The sequence below is a fragment of the Streptomyces sp. NPDC049577 genome, assembly GCF_040675635.1.
Classification (GTDB): Bacteria; Actinomycetota; Actinomycetes; order Streptomycetales; family Streptomycetaceae; genus Streptomyces.
Window position 1 is genome coordinate 17,898 of the sequence record NZ_JBFAPH010000020.1, and the last position, 19,948, is coordinate 37,845.

The 19,948-nt window shown below is 72.1% G+C and carries 16 protein-coding genes and 1 pseudogene; 6 read left to right on the plus strand and 11 right to left on the minus strand.

The annotated features are described in order from the left end of the window. Nucleotides 1-31 precede the first annotated feature (31 nt). Nucleotides 32-544: a GtrA family protein gene (locus AB0K09_RS04725; protein WP_366063821.1), complete on the plus strand. Its 513-nt coding sequence runs from the start codon at nt 32-34 to the stop codon at nt 542-544. Nucleotides 545-656: 112 nt separating this feature from the next. Here the strand turns inward: AB0K09_RS04725 and AB0K09_RS04730 are convergent, their stop codons facing one another. Further along, the gene (locus AB0K09_RS04730) at nt 657-1,901 is read right to left on the minus strand and encodes an ATP-binding protein (protein WP_366063822.1); all 1,245 of its coding nucleotides are present in this window, start codon (nt 1,899-1,901) and stop codon (nt 657-659) included. Nucleotides 1,902-1,937: 36 nt separating this feature from the next. Then, the gene (locus AB0K09_RS04735) at nt 1,938-2,618 is read right to left on the minus strand and encodes a response regulator transcription factor (RefSeq protein WP_366063823.1); all 681 of its coding nucleotides are present in this window, start codon (nt 2,616-2,618) and stop codon (nt 1,938-1,940) included. Between the two features lie 470 nt (nt 2,619-3,088). Between AB0K09_RS04735 and AB0K09_RS04740 the strand changes: the two genes are divergently transcribed. Then, nucleotides 3,089-4,624 carry an oligopeptide:H+ symporter gene (locus AB0K09_RS04740; RefSeq protein WP_366063824.1) on the plus strand — a complete coding sequence of 512 codons (1,536 nt, stop codon included), beginning with the start codon at nt 3,089-3,091 and terminating at the stop codon, nt 4,622-4,624. A 46-nt stretch (nt 4,625-4,670) separates the two neighbouring features. Here the strand turns inward: AB0K09_RS04740 and AB0K09_RS04745 are convergent, their stop codons facing one another. The 3 genes from AB0K09_RS04745 to AB0K09_RS04755 all read right to left on the minus strand — a co-directional run bounded on the left by AB0K09_RS04745 (nt 4,671) and on the right by AB0K09_RS04755 (nt 7,272). Beyond that, complete coding sequence (locus AB0K09_RS04745; protein WP_366063825.1) at nt 4,671-5,609, minus strand: hypothetical protein; 939 nt, start codon at nt 5,607-5,609, stop codon at nt 4,671-4,673. Continuing rightward, nucleotides 5,606-6,376, minus strand: coding sequence for a hypothetical protein (locus AB0K09_RS04750; protein WP_366063826.1), 771 nt, complete (start codon nt 6,374-6,376; stop codon nt 5,606-5,608). Before AB0K09_RS04750 ends, AB0K09_RS04745 begins: the two co-directional genes overlap by 4 nt. A gap of 98 nt (nt 6,377-6,474) precedes the next feature. Next, entirely contained in the window at nt 6,475-7,272 is a 798-nt protein-coding gene (locus AB0K09_RS04755; protein ID WP_366063827.1) for an LPXTG cell wall anchor domain-containing protein, read from the minus strand. Between the two features lie 198 nt (nt 7,273-7,470). Between AB0K09_RS04755 and AB0K09_RS04760 the strand changes: the two genes are divergently transcribed. Then, on the plus strand, nt 7,471-8,262 hold the full coding sequence (locus AB0K09_RS04760) for a VOC family protein (RefSeq protein ID WP_366063828.1): 792 nt from the start codon (nt 7,471-7,473) through the stop codon (nt 8,260-8,262). A 4-nt stretch (nt 8,263-8,266) separates the two neighbouring features. On the opposite strand, the gene AB0K09_RS04765 is transcribed toward AB0K09_RS04760, so the two are convergent. Next, the gene (locus AB0K09_RS04765; RefSeq protein ID WP_366063829.1) at nt 8,267-9,538 is read right to left on the minus strand and encodes an LCP family protein; all 1,272 of its coding nucleotides are present in this window, start codon (nt 9,536-9,538) and stop codon (nt 8,267-8,269) included. 132 nt (nt 9,539-9,670) lie between these two features. On the opposite strand from AB0K09_RS04765, the gene AB0K09_RS04770 reads away from it, so the two are divergent. Beyond that, on the plus strand, nt 9,671-10,219 hold the full coding sequence (locus tag AB0K09_RS04770) for an acyl-CoA thioesterase (protein WP_366063830.1): 549 nt from the start codon (nt 9,671-9,673) through the stop codon (nt 10,217-10,219). Nucleotides 10,220-10,228: 9 nt separating this feature from the next. Here AB0K09_RS04770 and AB0K09_RS04775 read toward each other — a convergent pair whose 3' ends face one another. Then, complete coding sequence (locus AB0K09_RS04775) at nt 10,229-11,788, minus strand: LCP family protein (RefSeq protein WP_366063831.1); 1,560 nt, start codon at nt 11,786-11,788, stop codon at nt 10,229-10,231. Between the two features lie 205 nt (nt 11,789-11,993). Between AB0K09_RS04775 and AB0K09_RS04780 the strand changes: the two genes are divergently transcribed. Next, nucleotides 11,994-13,007, plus strand: coding sequence for a glycosyltransferase family 2 protein (locus AB0K09_RS04780; protein ID WP_366063832.1), 1,014 nt, complete (start codon nt 11,994-11,996; stop codon nt 13,005-13,007). Nucleotides 13,008-13,070: 63 nt separating this feature from the next. Here the strand turns inward: AB0K09_RS04780 and AB0K09_RS04785 are convergent, their stop codons facing one another. The 4 genes from AB0K09_RS04785 to AB0K09_RS04800 all read right to left on the minus strand — a co-directional run bounded on the left by AB0K09_RS04785 (nt 13,071) and on the right by AB0K09_RS04800 (nt 19,180). Next, nucleotides 13,071-14,765 carry an LCP family protein gene (locus AB0K09_RS04785; RefSeq protein ID WP_366063833.1) on the minus strand — a complete coding sequence of 565 codons (1,695 nt, stop codon included), beginning with the start codon at nt 14,763-14,765 and terminating at the stop codon, nt 13,071-13,073. Nucleotides 14,766-14,880: 115 nt separating this feature from the next. Continuing rightward, nucleotides 14,881-16,659 (minus strand): LCP family protein, encoded by a 1,779-nt coding sequence (locus AB0K09_RS04790; protein ID WP_366063835.1) that lies wholly within the window; start codon nt 16,657-16,659, stop codon nt 14,881-14,883. Between the two features lie 262 nt (nt 16,660-16,921). Then, nucleotides 16,922-18,268: an LCP family protein gene (locus tag AB0K09_RS04795; protein WP_366063842.1), complete on the minus strand. Its 1,347-nt coding sequence runs from the start codon at nt 18,266-18,268 to the stop codon at nt 16,922-16,924. A 159-nt stretch (nt 18,269-18,427) separates the two neighbouring features. Then, nucleotides 18,428-19,180: a TIGR03089 family protein gene (locus AB0K09_RS04800; protein ID WP_366063837.1), complete on the minus strand. Its 753-nt coding sequence runs from the start codon at nt 19,178-19,180 to the stop codon at nt 18,428-18,430. Nucleotides 19,181-19,309: 129 nt separating this feature from the next. Here AB0K09_RS04800 and AB0K09_RS04805 point away from each other — a divergent pair. Further along, a pseudogene (locus tag AB0K09_RS04805) lies at nt 19,310-19,948 on the plus strand (N-acetylmuramoyl-L-alanine amidase); the annotation flags it as partial.

The following is a 19,948-nucleotide window of genomic DNA, read 5'->3' on the forward strand; positions in this document are numbered from 1 at the left end:
AGACGCCCATCGACGGAGCCCGACGATCGTTATGAATCAACGGCGCACAGTGCGTTCCCGGCTGGAGCGGCTGGTCCGCGAGATCGCGAAGTTCGGCGCCGTCGGCGCCATCGGATTCGTGGTCAACTTCATCGTCTTCAACCTGTGCCGGCACGGCCTCCACCTCGCGGTGGTGCGCTCCGGCGTCCTCGCGACGGTCGTCGCGATCGCGACCAACTACGTCGGCAACCGCTACTGGACGTACCGCGACAGCGACCGGACCCGGCGCAGCCGCGAGCTGCCGCTCTTCCTGCTCTTCAGCGGCGTCGGCCTCGTGATCGAGAACGGCATCCTCGGGCTGTCCCACTACGGGCTCGGGCTCACGTCCCCGCTCGCGGACAACATCGCCAAGAACGTGATCGGGCTCGGCCTCGGCACGGTCTTCCGCTTCTGGTCCTACCGCACCTGGGTGTTCCGGGCCCTGCCGGCCCGCGAGGCCGTGGAGACGGCCGAGTCCTTCCTGGCGGAGGTGCCGCGGCCGCAGCGCGTGGAGGCGCGCAAGTAACGCGCTGGTCGTCCCGGCCCGCTTCGCGGCTCAAGCCCCGCTGGTCGTCCCGGCCCGCTTCGCGGCTCAAGCCCCGTTGGTCCTCCTGGCCCGCTTCGCGGCTCAAGCCCCTCTAGTCGTCTTGATCCGCTTCGCGGCTCAAGAAGAGCGCGAACACCGGCGGATACTGCTGGAGCAGCTCCAGCCGGCCCCCGTCCGCCTCCGCGAGGTCGCGGGCGACCGCCAGGCCCAGGCCCGTGGAGTTGCGGCCGCTGACCGTTCGCTCGAAGACCCGCGAGCCCAGGTCCGGCGGTACGCCGGGGCCCTCGTCGGAGACCTCCACGACCGCCTGGTTGCCCGTGACACGCGTGCGCAGGGCGACCGTGCCGTCCCCGTGCATCAGCGAGTTCTCGATCAGCGTGGCCAGCACCTGGGCGACCGCGCCGGGCGTGCCGACCGCGCGCAGGCCCTGCTTGCCGGAGCGGACCAGGGCCCGGCCCCCGCTGCGGGTGGCGGGCCGCCACTCCTCGATCTGCTGCTTGATGACCTCGTCGAGGTCGAAGGTGACCGCCGAACCCGTCTTCGGGTCGCGCGAGTTCGTCAGCAGCCGCTGGACGACGTCGGTGAGCCGCTCCACCTGTGTCAGCGCGATCGTCGCCTCCTCCTTGACCGTCTCCGGGTCGTCGGTGAGGGTGATCTCCTCCAGCCGCATGGACAGCGCGGTCAGCGGCGTGCGCAGCTGGTGCGAGGCGTCGGCGGCGAGCCGGCGCTCGGCGGTGAGCATACGGGCGATCCGCTCGGCACTGCCGTCCAGCACATCGGCCACCCGGTCCAGCTCGGGGACCCCGTAGCGGCGGTGGCGGGGGCGCGGGTCGCCGGAGCCGAGCCGCTCGGCCGTCTCGGCGAGGTCGGTGAGCGGGGCGGTGAGCCGGTTGGCCTGGCGCACGGCCAGGAAGACGGCGGCCACGACGGCCAGCAGCGCGACGGTGAGGATGACCAGCAGCGTGCGGCCGACCTCCTTGCTGACCGTCGAACGGGACTCCTCGACCCGTACGGTCTCGCCCTGCTCGCCCTTCTGCGTGGCGGTGATCACGCCACCCTCGGGGCGGGAGTTGATCTCGATGGGGGCGCGGCCGGGGATCTCGACCCGGGCGTACCGCTCGGGGGTGATCTGCTCACGCAGCACCCCGGACTCGACGCGCTCGCCGCCGACCAGCCGGCTGTCGACGATGCTGACGAGGCGGACGGCCTCGGACTGCACGCTCTCCTGGGCGCTGCTCTCGATCGTGCGGGTCTCGACGATCACGAGCGAGATCCCGAAGACGGCGATCACGACCAGGACGACGGCGAGCGTGGAGTTGATCAGTCGGCGGCGCACGGTGCGAGTTCTTTCAGGAGTGCCCCGGCTTCCGCTCTAGCTCTTCTCGAACCGGAAGCCGACGCCGCGGACGGTGGCGATGTAGCGGGGGTTGGCCGCGTCGTCCCCGAGCTTCTTGCGGAGCCAGGAGATGTGCATGTCCAGCGTCTTGGTGGAGGACCACCAGGTGGTGTCCCAGACCTCGCGCATCAGCTGGTCGCGGGTGACGACCCGGCCGGCGTCGCGGACCAGGACGCGCAGGAGGTCGAATTCCTTGGCGGTGAGCTGAAGTTCCTCGTCGCCCATCCAGGCGCGGTGGGACTCCACGTCGATCCGGACGCCGTGCGTGGCCGGCGGCTGCTGCTGGCTCTCGGCGGTGCCGCGCCGGAGCAGGGCCCGGACCCGGGCGAGCAGCTCTGCCAGCCGGAAGGGCTTGGTGACGTAGTCGTCGGCGCCGGCGTCCAGGCCGACGACGGTGTCCACCTCGTCCGCCCGGGCGGTGAGCACCAGGACGGGGAAGCCGTGGCCCTCGGTGCGCAGCCGGCGGCACACTTCCAGACCGTCCATACCGGGCAGCCCGAGGTCGAGGACGAGGAGATCCACACCGCCCTTGAGACCGGCGTCGAGTGCCGTGGGACCGTCTTCACGCACCTCCACCTCGTATCCCTCGCGGCGCAGCGCGCGTGCGAGCGGCTCCGAGATGGAAGCGTCATCCTCGGCGAGCAGTACTCGGGTCATGGGGTGATGGTAGTCCGCTCCGGCGCACGTCAGAGGTGTACTCGGGGCTACCAAGGGCAACACTTCACCAGAAGTGCTATCACCTTCGAATGTGTGCGAACGGTTCCAGCTTCGCCTGTGATCCATGTCTCAACTCCTTCCGTATCGGGCCGGGGTGTGACGTATGGTGCTGGGACGTCTGTAGCACTACCGGGGGACCTTCGGCCTGACACATCCGCCGGAGGTCTCTGTTGTGCGCGGGACTGGATCATCCAGTCTTGTGACTAGTGAATGACCTGTCGGCCGGGTCCCCGCGCGAGGGAGCGCAGGGGCGTGGATCCCGGCGCACGGCTGAACCGCGGATTCCTCAACAGAGGCGTCGAGCCCCTCGGGAGTAGGGGTGCGGAGCAGTGCGGTGCCGGTGCCGGCCAACCCCCACCCGGGCGCGCACCAGCTCCACCCCCAGCGTCCCGAGCACACAAGGATCGACCATGGCGTCCAGCCTGACGAAGGGCGCGGCCGAGCAGGAGAAGCTTTCTCCCGCCGCCGGCGGCAAGACCTTCTTCGGCCACCCCCGAGGCCTGGCCCCCCTCTTCATGACCGAGATGTGGGAGCGCTTCTCCTACTACGGCATGCGAGCCCTGCTCGTCGTTTACCTGATCGCCGGCGGCCCCGACGCCAAGCCCGGCAGCCAGGGCGGCGGTCTGGCGATGCCCGAGGCCAGCTCGGTGGCCATCTACTCCGTCTACGTGGCCATGGTGTACCTGCTGGCCATGCCCGGCGGCTGGTTCGGTGACCGCGTCTGGGGCCCGCGCAAGACGGTCGCCATCGCGGCCAGCACGATCATGGCCGGCCACCTGCTGCTGGCGATCCCCGGCAAGCCGACCTTCTTCGCCGGCCTCGCGCTGGTGGCGATCGGTTCCGGTCTGCTGAAGGCCAACATCTCCACGATGGTCGGCCACCTCTACAACGGTCCGCAGGACCCGCGCCGGGACGGCGGCTTCACGCTGTTCTACATCGGCATCAACGTCGGCGCCTTCGCCGCCCCGCTGGTCATCGGCACCGTCGGCCAGGAGGTCAACTGGCACCTGGGCTTCGCCCTGGCCGCCATCGGCATGGCGCTCGGCCTGCTGTTCTTCCTGATCGGCACCCGCCACCTGGACCCGAAGAGCAGCGTCGTCCCGAAGCCGCTCTCCGCCGAGGAGCGCAAGACGGCCCTCACCAAGGGCCTGATCTGGCTCGGCGTCGCGGCCGTCTTCTACGGCATCGTGGGCGGCACCGGCCACTTCACGATCAACTGGGCCCTGATCCCGATCACCGTCGCGGGCCTGCTCATCCCGATCGGCGTGCTGCTGCGCATCAAGCGCGACAAGGAGCTCACGGCGACCGAGCAGACCAAGGTCAGCGGCTACATCTGGTTCTTCGTCGCCGCCGCCGTGTTCTGGATGATCTTCGACCAGGCCGGTTCGACGATGTCGACCTTCGCCGAGAAGAAGACCGCGGACAACGTCTTCGGCCTGCACTTCCCGTCCACCTGGTTCCAGTCGGTCAACCCGCTGTGGGTCATGGCCCTGGCCCCGGTCTTCGCCTGGCTGTGGCTCTTCCTGGCCCGCCGCGACCGCGAGCCGAGCACCACCGTGAAGTTCTCGATGGCCATGGTCATCATCGGTGCCTCGTTCTTCGTCTTCGCGGTCCCGATGGGCATGGCCTCGGACGGCAGCAAGGTCAGCCCCGCCTGGCTGCTGGCCATCTACATGATCCAGACCATGGGTGAGCTGTGCCTCTCCCCGGTCGGTCTGTCGCTCACCACCAAGATGGCCCCGCAGAAGTACGCGAGCCAGATGATGGGCGTGTGGTTCCTCGCCGTCACCGCCGGTGACTGCATCACGGGTCTGCTCTCCATCGCGAAGGTGGACCTCAACGGCACCCCGATCATCCTGCTCCAGGCCGCGCTCGCCGCACTGGCGGGTATCGCGGTGTGGATGTACCGCAAGAAGATCGTGGCGCTGATGGGCGACGTTCGCTGACGTCACCCCGACACGGTGTGACCGGACGGGCTGAGCGGGTTTCCGCTCAGCCCGTCCGGCGTTTCTCGTCCACGGTGCCGGGGCGGAACCAGGGCAGCGGGTCGCCCGCCTTCTCTTCGGACGGCGGGGCCGCCGCGGGCGTCCGGGGACGGACGCGGTCCACGACGGCCAGGCCCGCCCGGAACAGCCCGAGCGGCACGACCACGCACAGCAGGACCCGGAAGAGCGTCACCCCCCAGGGCCGCGGCACGTCCCACGGCTGCTCGACCAGCACCCGGCCCCCGTACTCCAGCGACACCGTGTAGTCCCCGTACGCACCCGCCGCCAGCTCCACACCGAGCGGGATCTCGGCCTTGCGGCCCGCGTCCACCGTCCCGTGCCAGGGGCGCTCCTCCCAGGAGGGGGCGAGGACGCCGTGCGCCGTGCCGAGCCGGAAGACGGGGTCCCGGACCGGCCCCGAGCCGGGATTGCCGACGGTGACCACGAGCCGCCGGCGCGGCGGCGCGCCGAACCAGGTCAGCAGCCCGCTCGAGCCCGCCAGCCGGGCGTCCAGCACGCTCAGCCGCCCCCCGCCCGGCTGCGCCGGCAGCGGCTTCACGGGGTGCCCGGAGACGACGAGCGCGGCGTCCGCGGCCGCCGCCGCACCGGTGACGGTCGCCACGTGGACGACGCACGGACACGGCAGGGGCGGCGCGGCGGCCGGGATCTCGCGGCGGAACGTGCCGTCCCGGGCGGCCGTGACCGTACGGCCGTCCGCGTTCGCGCACGCGTTGGTGCCGCCGATCATGTTCTGGCCGCAGACCAGCAGGGTCAGCAGCGCCCCGGGCCGCCAGCCGGCGCCGGTCACGGTGACGGGGGCGCCGGGACGCGCCTCGCGGGGCGCGACGACGGCCGTGGGCGGCGGGGCGGCACGCGCCTGCGCCCCTGCGGGGGCCGCCGCGATGAGCAACAGCAGCGCTCCGAGCCACGCGCCCGCGCGCCTCATGCCGTCGTCCCGCGCGCCCGTCGGCGCCACCGGCGCACGCCGAAGACCGCTCCCGTGAGTCCCAGCCCGCCCAGGACCGGCCACAGCCACGGCAGCGGGGTGTACGCCCCGCTCGCGGAGACCTCCTGCGCGCCGGGTGCCTCGGCGGTGACCCGCACCGTGACCCGGTCCAGGACGGGCGCGCCCGGCCACGGCTGGGACAGCCGGACGCTCCGGCCCGGCGCCAGCTCGGCCGGGACGCCGTCGGGGACGCGGCGCAGGACCTCGCCGAAGAGCCCCTCGGCGTGGATGGTCAGCCGGGGGGTGAGGACGGTGTTGCCGCGGTTCACCAGCGCGTACCGGATGACCGCGCCGTCGCCGGTGCCGCTGACGCGGACGTGCTCGACCGCGAGCGCCGGCAGCGCGCTCCCGCTCACCCGGACGGCGACGGGCACGCTGACCCGCCGCCCGTCGCCGTCGGCCACCACGGCGGCCGGATGATCCCCGGGCCCCGCCCCGGGAGGGACGCTCACGGTGAACGGGACGTCGGCCCGGGTGCGGGCCGGGACGGTCACGCGCTGCCGGGTGAACGAGATCCATGAGCCGGTCGCCCGCAGCGCGACGTCGTGGGGGCGGGTGTCGGGGTTGCTCACGGACAGCTTGTCCGTGAGCACGGCACCGGGTGGGCCCTCCAGGTAGAAGGCCGCGCGCTCACCGCCCGGCGCGGGTCCGGCGCTCCAGGACACCGGGGTCAGTGCGGTGCACAACAGCGCGGCGTATGTGCGCACGTTCTTCAGCCCGTCCCGGGGGCACCTCCCAGCGGTGGCCGGGGGAGATTGAGGACACCGCGCGGAGCGCGGTCCGGGGTCCGGGGCGGAGCCCCGGTCTACCCCGCCGCGCGCCGCCGCGTCAGCCACAGCGCCCCGCCCACTCCGGCAAGGAGCACGGTTCCGCCCAGCGTCCCGAGCGCCACCACCGAGTCGTCCGGGCCCGTCTGCGGCAGCTGGCCCCCGCCGGTGGAACCGGCACTGGACCCGCCGGTCGAGCCGCCGGTCGAGCCGCCCGTCGACCCGCCGGTCGAGCCGCCCGTCGACCCGCCCGTGGAGCCGCCCGTCGCCCCGCCCGTCGACCCACCGGTCGATCCACCCGTCGACCCACCCGGCCCCTTGACCTCCAGCGTCAGCGAGGGCTTCGGGTTGTTCGCCGGCTCGCACGTCGTCGTCGTGCCCAGCGCCAGGATCGTGAGCGTCGACGCCGTGAACGTCACCTGGCCGCTCTTCTTCGGCGTGTACGTCCCGGACAGATCGCTGATCCTGATGGGCGTGTTCGCGGGGATCGGCTGGTCGTTCGGCGGTCCGGTGACCGCCACCGTGCCCGAGTCCGCCCCGCCCAGCTTGATCACCGCGCTCGGCTTCATCGCGCCCTTGCCGAGCTCGACGGGGCTGGAGGAGACGCCCTTCTGGAAGGACATGGTCAGCTTGTAGGCGTCGCCGCTCGCGACACCCTTGATGTCGATGGGGGAGACGGCGCTCTTGTCCCCGATGGGCGTCTTGCAGTGGTACTCGACGTCGACCGTGTCGGCGTGCGCGGCCGGTGCGAGCAGCGCGGACAGGCCGCCTGCCAGGGCCGTCGAGAGCACCAGCGCGCCCGCCCGGCGCACGGGGTGGCATGGGCTGTGGGACACCTGGGGTTCCCCTCTCGTCCGGCGCCGCGGCCGCGAGACGGCTGACGGCGCATCAGATCGGGCGCCGACAGTACGCCTGGTGCCTGTGAGAGGGAAGACGCATGACCCCTGCGGGCGCCGCCCGGTGGCGGGACCGGCGGCTTGCGGCAAGGGTGGTGCGTGGCAGGGGGGCCCGTCACGCCATGGAGGCCCGCGAAGATGCCCGAGGTCAGCAGTCCGTACGCGCACGGCACGCCCTGCTGGATCGATCTGATGGTGCCCGACCAGCGCGCGGCCCTGGACTTCTACCGGGACCTCTTCGGCTGGCAGGGCGAGCCGGGGGGCGAGGAGACCGGCGGGTACGCGGTGTGCACGCTGAAGGGCAAGGCCGTGGCCGGCGTCATGACGGCGATGGCGCCCGAGGGGCAGCCGGCGCCCCCGACCGTGTGGACCACCTACCTCGCCGCCGACGACACCGACGCCGTCCACCGGAAGGTCACCGGCAACGGCGGGACGTCCATGATGGATCCGATGGACGTGCTGGAGCTCGGCCGGATGTCCGTGGTCGCCGACCCGACGGGCGCGGTGTTCGGGCTGTGGCAGGCGGGGGAGTTCTCCGGCGCGGAGATCGTCAACGAGCCGGGCTCCCTCATCTGGAGCGAGCTCAACACCTCCGACCCCGAGGCGGCCAGGCGCTTCTACCCGGCCGCCCTCGATGTGACGGTCAGCCCCATGGAGAACGCCCCGCACTACTTCGCGCTGCACGCCGGCGGGCGGATGGTCGGCGGGATGCAGGGCCTGGACCGGCTGCCGCCCGGCACCCCCTCGCACTGGCTGACGTACTTCTCGGTCGAGGACACCGACCGCACGGCCGAGAAGGTGGGATCGGCCGGCGGGTCGGTGCTCAGGGAGCCGTTCGACATGGAGGCCGGCCGGATGGCCGTCCTGGCGGACCCGCAGGGCGCCGTCTTCGCCGTGATCGACGCGACCGGGCCGGAGCCCGGTCAGTAGGCGGCTACTGCGAGACGGTGACCTTCTCGTCCTTCTTCAGCTGCTCGAAGAGCTGCTTCGACTTGGCCGTGTCCCACTTCACCGCCACGCCGTCGCTGCGCGTCGGCAGATTGGGGTTGGAGATCGGCACCGTCAGCTGCTGCCCGTCGCCGCCCGTCACGCCCTTCATCGCCCAGAACATCGAGGTCAGGTCCCACAGGTCCATGTCCTTGTCGACGATGAGGGTGTCGAGTCCGGAGCCGATGACCGGGTAGAGCCGGAAGGGGTTGAGGACGGTCGAGGGCGAGGCGGCCTGCTTGGCGAGGGTGTTCAGGAACTTCTGCTGGTTGCGCATGCGGCCGAGGTCCTGGTCGGCCTCCTGGTGGCGCTGGCGGACGAAGGCCAGCGACTGGGCGCCGTCCAGCGTCTGGCAACCGGCCTTGAAGTCCGCGCCCGAGTCGCGGTCCTTCACCGGCTTGTCCAGGCACATGTCGACACCGCCGAGCGCGTCGACCAGATTGCGGAAGCCACCGAAGCCGATCTCCGCGTAGTGGTCGATGCGCAGCCCGGTGTTGTACTCGACGGTCTGCACGAGCAGCTCGGCACCGCCGTCGGAGTACGCCTGGTTCAGCTTGTGCGTCGAGGCGGGGAAGCGCTTGCCGGACTTCGGCCCGGTGAAGGCGGGGATGGTGACGTACGAGTCACGGGGCAGGCTCAGCATGGTGGTGCCGTTGTCGCCCGTGTGCAGGATCATCATCGAGTCGGTGCGCTTGCCGTCGGCCGAGCCGGTGTGCAGCGCCTGCTTGTCGTCGTCGGACAGGCCCTCGCGGCTGTCGGAGCCGACGATCAGGTAGTTCGTGCCCTCCCCGGCGGCCGGCCGGTCGCCGGCCTTGCTCAGGTCCACCTCGCGGCGCAGCTTGGAGTCGGCCCAGAAGTACGTGCTCACGGAGACGGCGAGCAGCAGGACGACGAAGGCTATGAGCCCGATTTTTATGCGCTTCCGCCAGTCGGGTGCCCCCGTGCGGGCCGGGCCCCGGTGCGGGCCGCCTCCGCCGCCCCTGCCGGGGCCGCCCGGGCCGCCCGGACCGCCGGGCATGCCGCGGCCGTAGACCTGGCCCGTGTTGTAGCCGTCGTCGTGGCGCGGGGCGTCGTAGTCCTGGGGCGGGCGGTACTGCGGGGGAGGGGTGTCACGCCGGATGTGCGGCATGGCACGGGCGCCCTCCGGTTCGGCGCTGCCGCCGCCGCGTCCGTACCGGTCACGGCGCTCGGGGTTCCGCACATCGGGCCATTCACTCATGTGTCGCAGTGTGCCTGCTGGGGCGTGTCTCCACCCAGGGCGGGAACAGGATCGGTTCGGTGCTGTTGCAGAGCTGTGGCAATCGTCCCCGGTCAGCGGCCCCTCCCCGCGGGCCCGCATACAGTGGGGGACATGACCATTCAGGACCGTAGCCCGGAATCCGACATACCGGGCAAGCCGACGTCGGCGTCCCGCACGACGCTCTCCCACATCATGACCGGCAGCGACACCAACCTGCTGGGCACCGTCCACGGCGGCGTGATCATGAAATTGGTGGACGACGTCGCCGGCGCGGTCGCCGGACGGCACTCGGGCGGCCCCGCGGTCACCGCCTCCATGGACGAGATGGCCTTCCTCGAACCGGTCCGGGTCGGAGATCTCGTCCATGTGAAGGCGCAGGTCAACTGGACCGGCCGGTCCTCCATGGAGGTCGGCGTGCGGGTGCTCGCCGAGCGGTGGAACGAGTCGACGCCCGCCGTCCAGGTCGGCAGCGCCTACCTCGTCTTCGCCGCCGTCGACGAGAACGGCAAGCCCCGCCGCGTGCCGCAGGTCCTCCCGGAGACCGAGAAGGACCGGCAGCGCTACCAGGAGGCCCAGATCCGCCGCACGCACCGGCTCGCCCGGCGCCGCGCGATCATGGAGCTGCGCGAGAAGCGCGCCACCGAGGGCGTCGAGGACTGATCCCCGGAGCTACTGGGAGCTCTCCGCGCCCCGGCAGATCTCCTCGTCGCCCGTGACCACCTGCCCGGACCGCTGGGCCGGCTCCTGCGCCCGCACCGGGTGCACGGCCGAGGGGCCGGTGAAGTCGCGGCCGAGCGTCACCCGCATCAGCGGGCCCTGGCCCGGCACCGGACGCAGCTCGGCCCCCGGCAGGGCGGCGGCGAGCGAGCGCGCCGAGCGGTCCCAGCGCGGGTCGTAGCTGATCACGGTGTGCGGTGCGGCCGGGCCCGGCGCCGTGACGGGCGCTCCCGCCCCGGTGAAGCCGGTCCCGCGCAGGGCCGCGTCGGCGGCGTGGCCGAGGCCCGGGCGTCCCGTCGGGTTGAGGATCTGCACCCGGATCTGCTCCGGCGGCACGTCGACGGGTGTACCGGCCGGGTGCTGCTCACCGGCCTCGGCCCCCGGCCCGGCCCCGGCTCCCGCTCCCGCCTCCATCCCGTCGCCGCTGCGGTCGACGTGCGCCGAGGAGCGCCGGCCGGGCGGCTGCGCCGGGTTGATCGGCCGGTCCTCGCGCATGGCCTCGAAGATCCGGCCGGCCGCGTCCTCGTCCCACTTCACGGTCGAGCCGACCCGGGGCACGGGGAAGTTCGCCACGCTGAGCGGGATGGAGGTGAACTCCGCCGAGGCGGGCGTCAGGTTCCGCATGGCCCGGCCCAGGTCGACGAGCTCGCGCGGGCCGAAGCCGCGGTCGGCGCGGACCGAGTCCAGCGCGGTCGAGGCGACGTCGTGGAACTTCACCGGGTTCAGCAGCACCCCGTCGTCGGCCGCCTTGCGCATCAGCGCGGCCAGGAACCGCTGCTGCCGCTGCATCCGGCCCAGGTCGGCGGCCCCGTCGAGATGGCGCGAGCGCACGTACTGCAGTGCCTGACCGCCGCCCAGCGTGCTCGTGCCCGCCGGCAGGTCGAGCCCGCTGTAGGCGTCCCGCAGCGGGCGGTCCGTGCACACGGGCACCCCGCCCACCACGTCCACCGTCTTCATGAAGCTGACGAAGTCGATCTCCATGTAGTGGTCGACGTGCACCCCGGTCAGCCGCTCGACCGCCCGGACGGTCAGGGGCGCGCCCCCCTCGGTGTAGGCGGCGTTCAGCTTCTGCGGATGCGCGGGGTGGACGACGCCGGCCTCGTCCGTGCGCTCCGGCAGCTCGATGTAGGTGTCGCGCGGCAGGCTCACCACGACGGCCCGGTCGTGGGCGGCCGACAGGTGCACCAGCATCATCGTGTCGGTGCAGTGGCAGGCCGCGCCGCCGAGATGGAAGCGCCTGCGCTCGCTCTCGCCGATCTTGTCGCGGCCGTCGGTGCCGACGAGCAGGATGTTCATGCCCTTGCCGTTGTGCGGCCGGTCCGAGAGTCCCCGGAAGGGGTCCACCCGGCCGATGCCGCCGTCGATGCCGGTGACCATCGCGTGCCCGATGCCGCCGGTGCCCAGCACCGCCATCGCCGCGGCCGTCGCCAGGCGCATCCCCCAGCGCGGGCGGCGCGGGACGGGGGGCCGCTGTCCGCGGGCCGGGCGGGGGGAGCGGATCGGTACGCTCATTCCGGGACCTCCGCGACGACGAGGGCGGGCACGAAGCGGGTGCACCGTATGCCCATACGATCAGCGGGCCGTGGCCCCACGCCGTCCGCCGGCCGCCCGCCACCCGGGCGGGGCGGCCCGGTGTCCGCCGATGGGGGTAACGTGGCGAACGATTGCCGAATGATTCCGTCAGCCGGGGGCCGACCCCCGTAACCCCTTGGGAACCATGCAAGATCAGCAGCCGCCCGCCGTTTCCGTGATCATGCCGGTGCTGAACGAGGAGCGGCATCTGCGCACCTCCGTACGGCACATCCTGGAGCAGGAGTATGCCGGGGAGCTGGAGGTGGTCATCGCCCTCGGTCCGTCCACGGACCGCACGGACGAGATCGCCGCGGAGCTCGTCCGGGAGGACTCCCGGGTGCATACCGTCCCGAATCCGACGGGTCGCACGCCCGCCGCGCTGAACGCCGCGATCAAGGCGTCGCGCCACCCGATCGTGGTACGCGTGGATGGTCACGGAATGCTCTCGCCCGACTACATCGCGACCGCGGTGCGGCTCCTGGACGAGACCGGCGCCCAGAACGTCGGCGGCATCATGCACGCCGAGGGCGAGAACGCCTGGGAGCAGGCCGTCGCCGCGGCCATGACCTCCAAGGTCGGCGTCGGCAACGCCGCCTTCCACACGGGCGGCGAGGCGGGCCCCGCCGAGACCGTCTACCTGGGCGTCTTCCGGCGCGAGGCGCTGGAGCGGCAGGGCGGTTACAACGAGGAGTTCATCCGCGCCCAGGACTGGGAGCTGAACTTCCGCATCCGCGAGGCGGGCGGGCTGATCTGGTTCTCGCCCGAGCTGAAGGTCTCCTACCGCCCGCGCCCGAACGTCCGCGCGCTCGCCAAGCAGTACAAGGACTACGGCCGCTGGCGGCACGTCGTCGCCCGCTACCACCGGGGTTCGATCAATCTGCGCTACCTCGCGCCGCCGGCGGCCCTGCTGTCCATCGCGGCGGGCCTGGTGGTGGGCGCGACCGTCACCCCCTGGGCGCTGATCGTCCCCGGCGGCTACCTCGCCGCCATCACGGCGGGTTCCGTCCCGGCGGGCAAGGGCCTGCCGCTCGCGGCCCGCGTCCGCATCCCGGTCGCGCTGGCGACGATGCACATGTCCTGGGGCTACGGCTTCCTCACGAGCCCGCGCTCCCTGGCGCGCAGGGTCATCGCCACCAAGCGCAGCCCGTCCGGCGCCTGAGGGAGGCCCGAGGCGGTAGCGGGGGCCTCGCCCCGGCTACCGCCCGCCCCGCTACCGCCCGTCTCAGAACTTGTTCAGCGGGTTGACCTTCATGCAGGCCGACTTGTCGTCGCCGTTGAGGGGATCCGCGCTCTCCGGCGCCTTGTTGTCGTCCGGCTTGCCGGAGGCCGTGGCGCTCGGGGAGCCCGACGGCGTCGCCGCCGGCTCCGGGTCGGCCGCGTCCGCCTGGGGGTAGGCCGTGCCCTTCCGCCAGTCCCCGCCGATCACCAGCGTCATCTGCCGCACGTCCGGGGAGTGCCGCACGGCGGACTCCGGCAGCCCCAGCGCCTTCGCCACCGCCAGCGCGTCGGCGCGCTCGGTGGCCCTCGGGTAGGTGATCGTCGTGTCCGCCTGGGCCCGCGGCGTGGAGTCGGCCGTGGCCTTGGTGAAGCCCTGTTTGACCAGGTACTCGGCGATGTCCGCGCCCCGTCCGGTGACGGGCGGCGCGACGACCGTGCCGGTGCCGTTGAAGACCGTGAGCGCGATCTCGCTCTTGCGGGCGGCGGGTGCCGGCGAGGCCGGGGCGGCCTTGTCCTTCTTCGGGTCCTTGCCGTCGAGGGCGATGTCGTTGCGGACGAGCGAGAACAGCTTGTCGGCGTCGCCCGGCTTGGGGATCACATGGGCGTCCGGGTCCTGCGGGTCGGAGACCCACGGCATGGTCGTCATGGTGATCCGGCCCGAGGGCACCCGCTTGAGGTCGTTGCCCAGGTCGTAGAGCTTCTTGACCGAGCCCAGGTCCTTGTCGACGGTCAGCGCCCTGGTGGCGGACTCGGCGAGATCGGTGAGCTGGCCCGGGTCGGAGAGCTTGGTGCCGGACTTGAGCTGGCGCACCATCGCGTTCATGTAGAGGTGCTGGGCGTGGGTGCGGCCGATGTCGCTGCCGTCCTCGAAGCCGTGCCGGGTGCGCAGCCACTGCAGGGCCTGCTCGCCCTTGACGGTGTGCGTGCCCTGGGGCAGCCGCAGCCCGGACTTGCTGTCGTAGATGTTGCTGTCGACGCAGACCGGGACGCCGCCGACTGCGTCGGCCATGCTCACCACGCCGGCGAAGTCGATCATCATGAAGTGGTCGATCGGGATGCCGGTGAGCTCCTCCCAGGTGGCGACCGTGCAGCCCGGGCCGCCGTTGCCCAGGCTGGTGTTGATGATCTGCCGGCTGGTCTCCTTGTAGACCTGGCCGCTCTCGGGGTCGGTGCACTTGGGGATGGTCACGCGGGTGTCGCGGGGCACGCTGATCACCGACATGTTGCTGCGGTCGGCGGAGACGTGCAGCAGCATCTGGACGTCCGCGAGCGGCGGCCGGTCGGCGTCCTCGCGGGCGCCGCCCAGGTCCTGGTTCTCCTTGCCGGCCCGGCTGTCGGAGCCCAGGAGCAGGATGTTCAGCGGGCGCTGGCCGTCGGCGTTGGCGGCTGGCCGGTCCAGCTGCTTGTCGCCCAGGTTGAGCTTGTTCTTCCGGATGTTCCCGTTGAGGTGCTGGTAGTAGAAGTACCCGGCGGCCGAGACGCCGAGGACGAGCACGGAGAGGACGAGCGCGGCCCAGCGGGCTATTCGCACACCCCGCCGACGCGTCGACGGGGTGCCGGATATCTCGCCCTTGGTGGCCTTTGCCGCCTTGGACGACTCGGCATCCCTGTCCGCCTTGCCCGCCTTGGACGACTTCTTGGCGCTCTTGCCGTCCTCGGAGCCGTCCGCGGCCTTGTCCCGCACGCTGCTCTGCCGCATCGGGCCCTCCCCTAGTGGTGCGTCCGGCCCGATGGGCAGGCGTGATGTACCTGATGACTCTGTTGCCGGGTAATGAGATGCACAAGCCTGGCCGTCAGGTTCACTTCAGCCAGGTTTACTTCGCGCAGATATTCTCGTCGTCCGCTTCGATCTTCTTGATGTCCGCCGGCGCCTTGGCCGGCGCCTTCACGGGTACCCCGGCACCCTGGAAGTCAGCGCCGAGGACGAGCGTCATCTCCGCGGTCGGCGCGGCGTCGGACGAACCCTGGTGGAGGGCGTCGGCCGGCAGGCCCATGGCGTCGGCGAGCCGGCGCGCCTGGTCGGCCTGGTTGGGCGCGAACTCCAGCGTCGTCTTGTCCTTCTTGCCGCCGGTGGCGTTGCCGCCGTTGGCCGAGCGGCGCATGCCCTGGGAGTTCTGCATCCAGGCGACGGTCTCCTGGGCGGCGCCCATCCGGCCGCTGCCGTTCTGCACCTTGACGCGCACGTTCGCGGGCTCGGCCCGCGGGCCCTGGAGCAGCGCGGCCTGCTTGGCGTCCGCCTTCTCCTGATCGGCCTTCTCCTTCTCCTTCACCTCGGTGAGGGAGACGTCCTGGCGCATCATGGCGAACAGCGGTTCGGCCTTGGGCTTGTTCAGGATGACCGTCTTGTGCACCTTGCCGTCGGCCGGATTGTCGTCGACGGGGGTGGTCACGAAGGTGATGTTCTTCAGATTCACCTTGCTGAGGTCCTTGGCCAGGCTGGTCAGCTTGGACACGGAGCCTATGCCGGTGTCGACGGTGAGCGACTTGGTCGCGGCGTCGCTGAGGTCGTAGAGCTTCTTCGGATTGGTCAGGGTGTCGCCGGACTTCATCTGCCGGATCATCGAGCTGAGGAACTGCTGCTGCAGCTCGATCCGGCTGAGGTCGCCGCCGAGGCCGACCGAGTGCCGGGTCCGCACGAACGCGAGGGCCTCCTCACCCGCGACCTTGTGCCGGCCCTTGCCCAGCTTCAGATGCGAGTCGGGGTCGTTGATGTCCTTGGCCAGGCACACGTCGACGCCCCCGACGGCGGTCGACATCTTCTTGACGGCGTTGAAGTCGGCCATCATGAAGTGAGTGATCTTCAGACCGGTCAGCTGCTCGACGGTGCGCCAGGTGCAGCCGGGGTCGCGGTCCTCCTGGCCCAGGCTCTCGTTGAACCGGACACCCTTGGAACCCGGGATCACCTTCGTGCTGCCGTTCACCTTGGTCGGGCAGTCCGGGATGTTGGTGATCAGGTCGCGCGGGATGGACAGCGCGGTGGCGTTCGTCCGGTCCTCGGAGACGTGGAACAGCAGCGTGGTGTCGGCGTGCCCGACGCTGCCGTCGTCGCCGTAACCGGTGTTGCCGTCACCGGACCGCTTGTCGGTGCCGATGATCAGGATGTTGACCGGCCCCTTGGTGACGGCCGCGTTGTCCACGCCGACGTCGACCTTGTCGATGTTGCCGTTCAGGTGCTGGTAGAGCAGGTACGCGCCCACCGAGCCGCCCACCAGGACGAAGGCGAGCGTGCCGCCGGTCCAGATCAGCGCCTTCTTCTTCCCGGACTTCTTCGGCTTGGGCCGGCGCCGGCCCGCGGCCGCCGCGGCATTCGGGCCACCGGTCCTGCGACCGCCGCCACCACCGCTGCCGCCCGCACCGCCCTTGCCGCCGCGCTGCCCGGGGACGTTACGGCTCCCGGGCTTGGGCCGGGGAGCGGCGGCCGGTCTGGTGGAGGAACGCGGGGACGGCGGAGTCGCCGGAGAGGGGGTGCTCCCGGCTGCCGCCGGTTCCCCGGCGGGATCGAGGCGCAGCTCGTAGCTGCCGGTCTTGGGGTCGAAGACCCACTGGTCGGCGGGGTCGATACCGCCTGCCCGCCCACGGCCTTGCGCGTCCACGGTCGCTTGAATCCTCCGTCGGTGCCACGCGGCGCCTACCCCCCCGAGGCGCTCGAACATGTCGTCACGGTCGTCTGTGCAGTGCGCGGTCAGCCCGGCCGTGCGCACCGGATCGCTCACACTATCCGCCCAGTTCAGCGTCAAGCGAGGCTGGTGACAAATTGCACTCCCCTACAACTGGGCAATCTGCCCAATCCCTTCGCCTGGCGGAGCGCGGAAGCGAACAGGGAGGCGAAAGCGGTAACCGCATCTTTGGGGCGAATCACCCGCAGATACCGCGCGCGGCGGTCGTCCCCTCATAGGTCGGCGGGCCCCCGCGGGGCGGCGAGGGGGAGACGGCCGGAGCCGGCGGGGGCGCGTAGGGGGAGGAGTAGGACGACGGGCGGGACGGCGCGGCCGAGGGCGCGTGCCCGGTCGGGGCGGGCGGTACGTACGACGGCCGGGCGGGGGTGTGCGGCGGGGGCTGGGCGGTCTCCGGCGCCGGCTCGGTGACGTCCGGGTCCTCGGTGTCCTCGGACCACTGGTCCCGGCCCGGCCGGCCGTGCCCCGCCTTGCCGTCCGCGGGGCGCACGTGCTCGTTCACCGACACCGGGCGGTCCATGCGCAGCTGCTCGAACAGCTGGTCCGCGTCCGGCTGCACCAGCTCGTCCCGGGCCGAGTTGTAGACGTACGGCTTGCGCGGCACGGTCAGGAACTGCACCCGGTTCGAGGGGATCTTGCGCACGGTGCGCACCAGGTCGAACATCTTCTTCAGCGAGTCCAGCCCCGAGTCGGTGGTCAGCGACTTCGTCGCGGCGTCCAGCACCGGGTACAGCCGCGCCGGGTTGAGCAGCACGCCGTCGCTCTGCATCTCCTGGAACAGCGCCCCCAGGAACTGCTGCTGGCGGCCCATCCGCTCGGTGTCGCTGCCGTTGCCGAGGCTGTAGCGGGCGCGGACGAAGCCCAGCGCCTCCTCGCCGTGCAGCACTTGGCGGCCGGCGGGCAGCCGCAGCTTCGCCTCGCGGTCGTCCACGGGCTTCTTCAGGCACACCTCCACCCCGTCGATCGAGTCGACCAGGCGCTTGAAGCCCATGAAGTCCAGCACGATGTGGTGGTCGACGCGGACGTGGGTGATGTTCTCGACCGTGCGGATCGTGCAGGCGGTGCCGGCCAGCTCGTAGGCCCAGTTGAACTGGGCGAAGCGCTCGTTGGTGTAGGTGCCGTCGGGCTTGCGGCAGCGCGGGATGGTGGCCATCAGGTCGCGGGGCAGGCTGACGGCGGTGGCACTGTCCCGCTTGGCGGACAGATGCAGCAGGATCGTGGTGTCCGAGCGCTGGGAGCCGCTGTCGCCGCCGTACGTGCCGTTGCCGGAGCCGCTGCGGGTGTCGGAGCCGATGATCAGGATGTTCTGGGCGCCGCTGACCTTCGCGGTGGGGCGCTCGTGCTCCCAGCGGCGCAGTTCCTCGGCGGTCGCGTCATCGGTGGTGATGTTGCTGTTGAGCTGCTCGTAGAGCGCCCAGCCCAGGCCGCCCACGGCCAGCATCAGCACCGCGAGGCCCAGGGCGAGCCGGCGGAGCCAGCGGCGCCGGCGTCGCCGGGGCGCGAGGGCCCGGTCCTCCGGCCCCCGGATCGGGGGACCGTCGGACGGACTGAACCTGTCGCGGCGGGCGGTCACGGCTGCGTTGCGCCCCTCCCGTACGGCGTCGGTGGGCTGCTTGCTCGTACGCGGGGCGTGCCGGACGCCGGGCGTACGTACCGATCATCACCCGGCCGCGCGGTTCCGGCAGCGTCAGAGGGCCGTCACGGTGACGCGCTCGCTCTCCCGGCGCTTGTCCAGGTCCTCGCCGGACAGCCGGCCGGGGTTGCGGCAGAGCACGACGGAGGCGCCCGCCGCGAGCGGGGCGAGGAGCCCGGCCGACAGGCCCTCCCAGCGGTCGTAGGGCAGACCGGAAAGCAGCCGGGAGCCGGCCGAGAGGCCGTACCGCGCGGCGTCGGCGCGGGCCCGCTCGACCACCTGTTCGGCTGTCAGTTCCTCGCCCTCCACGACCAGGGCGGGTGCGGTGGGGTCGACCGGGGCGTACGGGCTGAAGCGGTCGCCCTGGCTCGGCACCTCGACGGCATAGTCGAGGAAGCCCGCCGGCGGCTGGGGGAAGCGGCCGCCCAGGGGGCGCAGGGCGAGCGCGACACGCTCCCCGGAGCAGGCGCGGGCCCGCTCCAGCTCGTCCGGGCCGCAGACGACCAGATCGGCGCCGGCCGGGTCGCCGCCGGCCTCGGCCACCACCCCGACGGAGGAACAGGCGATCAGCCAGACGGCGGTCTGCCAGTGGGCGGGCAGCAGCAATGCGAGCCGGGAGCCCGGCTCGGCGGCGAGCTCGCCCTGCAGCAGATTGGCGGTCTTCGCCACCCAATTGGCGAAGGTCGCGACGGAGAGTTCCACGCGCTCGCCGGTGGCGTCGTCGTAGAAGGTCACCAGCGGGCGGGCCGGGTCCGCGGCGAGCGCGGAACGCAGCAGGTCGGCGGGGGTGCGATCGGTGGTGTTCATCGCCGTCAGGGTACGCGGCGAGGGCTTTGACGGTCAGTCGGAGAGGGCCGCTCCGGACGGCTTCCGGGCCCGACTCGCCGTCAGCTCATCAATGGACAGAAATGTGACTATATGTCCAAGATTTCTGTCATGCGTGGAATCCTCGTGTCCTCGACCGTGATCGCATGCACCGCCGCGCTGCTGGCCACCCCGTCGGCGGACGCGACGCCACCCCGTGCCACGACGCCGGACCGCACCGGGACCCAGGCCGCCGTGGCGGGCTCGACGCAGTCCCTGCCGCTCGTCCCGCTCGCGCCCGACGGCCACCCGGACCGCACCGGCCCGGCGGAGCTCGGCCTGCCGGTCCGCGAAGTGGAGCCGTTCTCCCTGGTCGGCATCGTCTGGGACGACCCCCGTGCGGAGCTCCACGGCCACGCGCAGGTCCGCACGCGCGCCGTCGGCACCCACGCCTGGTCGGCGTGGCAGGACGTCCAGACGCACGACGACGACCGCCCGGACCCCGGCACCCCCGAGGCCGGCGGAGGCGGACCGCTGCACGGCTCGACCGCGCCGCTGTGGGTCGGCGCCTCCGACGCCGTACAGGTCCGGGTGCGACCGGAGGACCCGGCGGCCCCGGCGCAGGCGCCGCGGACCCAGGCGTCCCCGGCACCGAAGGGCCCGGCACCGAAGGGCCGGGATCCGAAGGCCCCGGCTGCGAAGGCCCCGGCTGCGAAGGCTGAGGCTCCGCAGGCCCGGGCTCCGCAGGGCCCGGCTTCCAAGGTTCAGGAT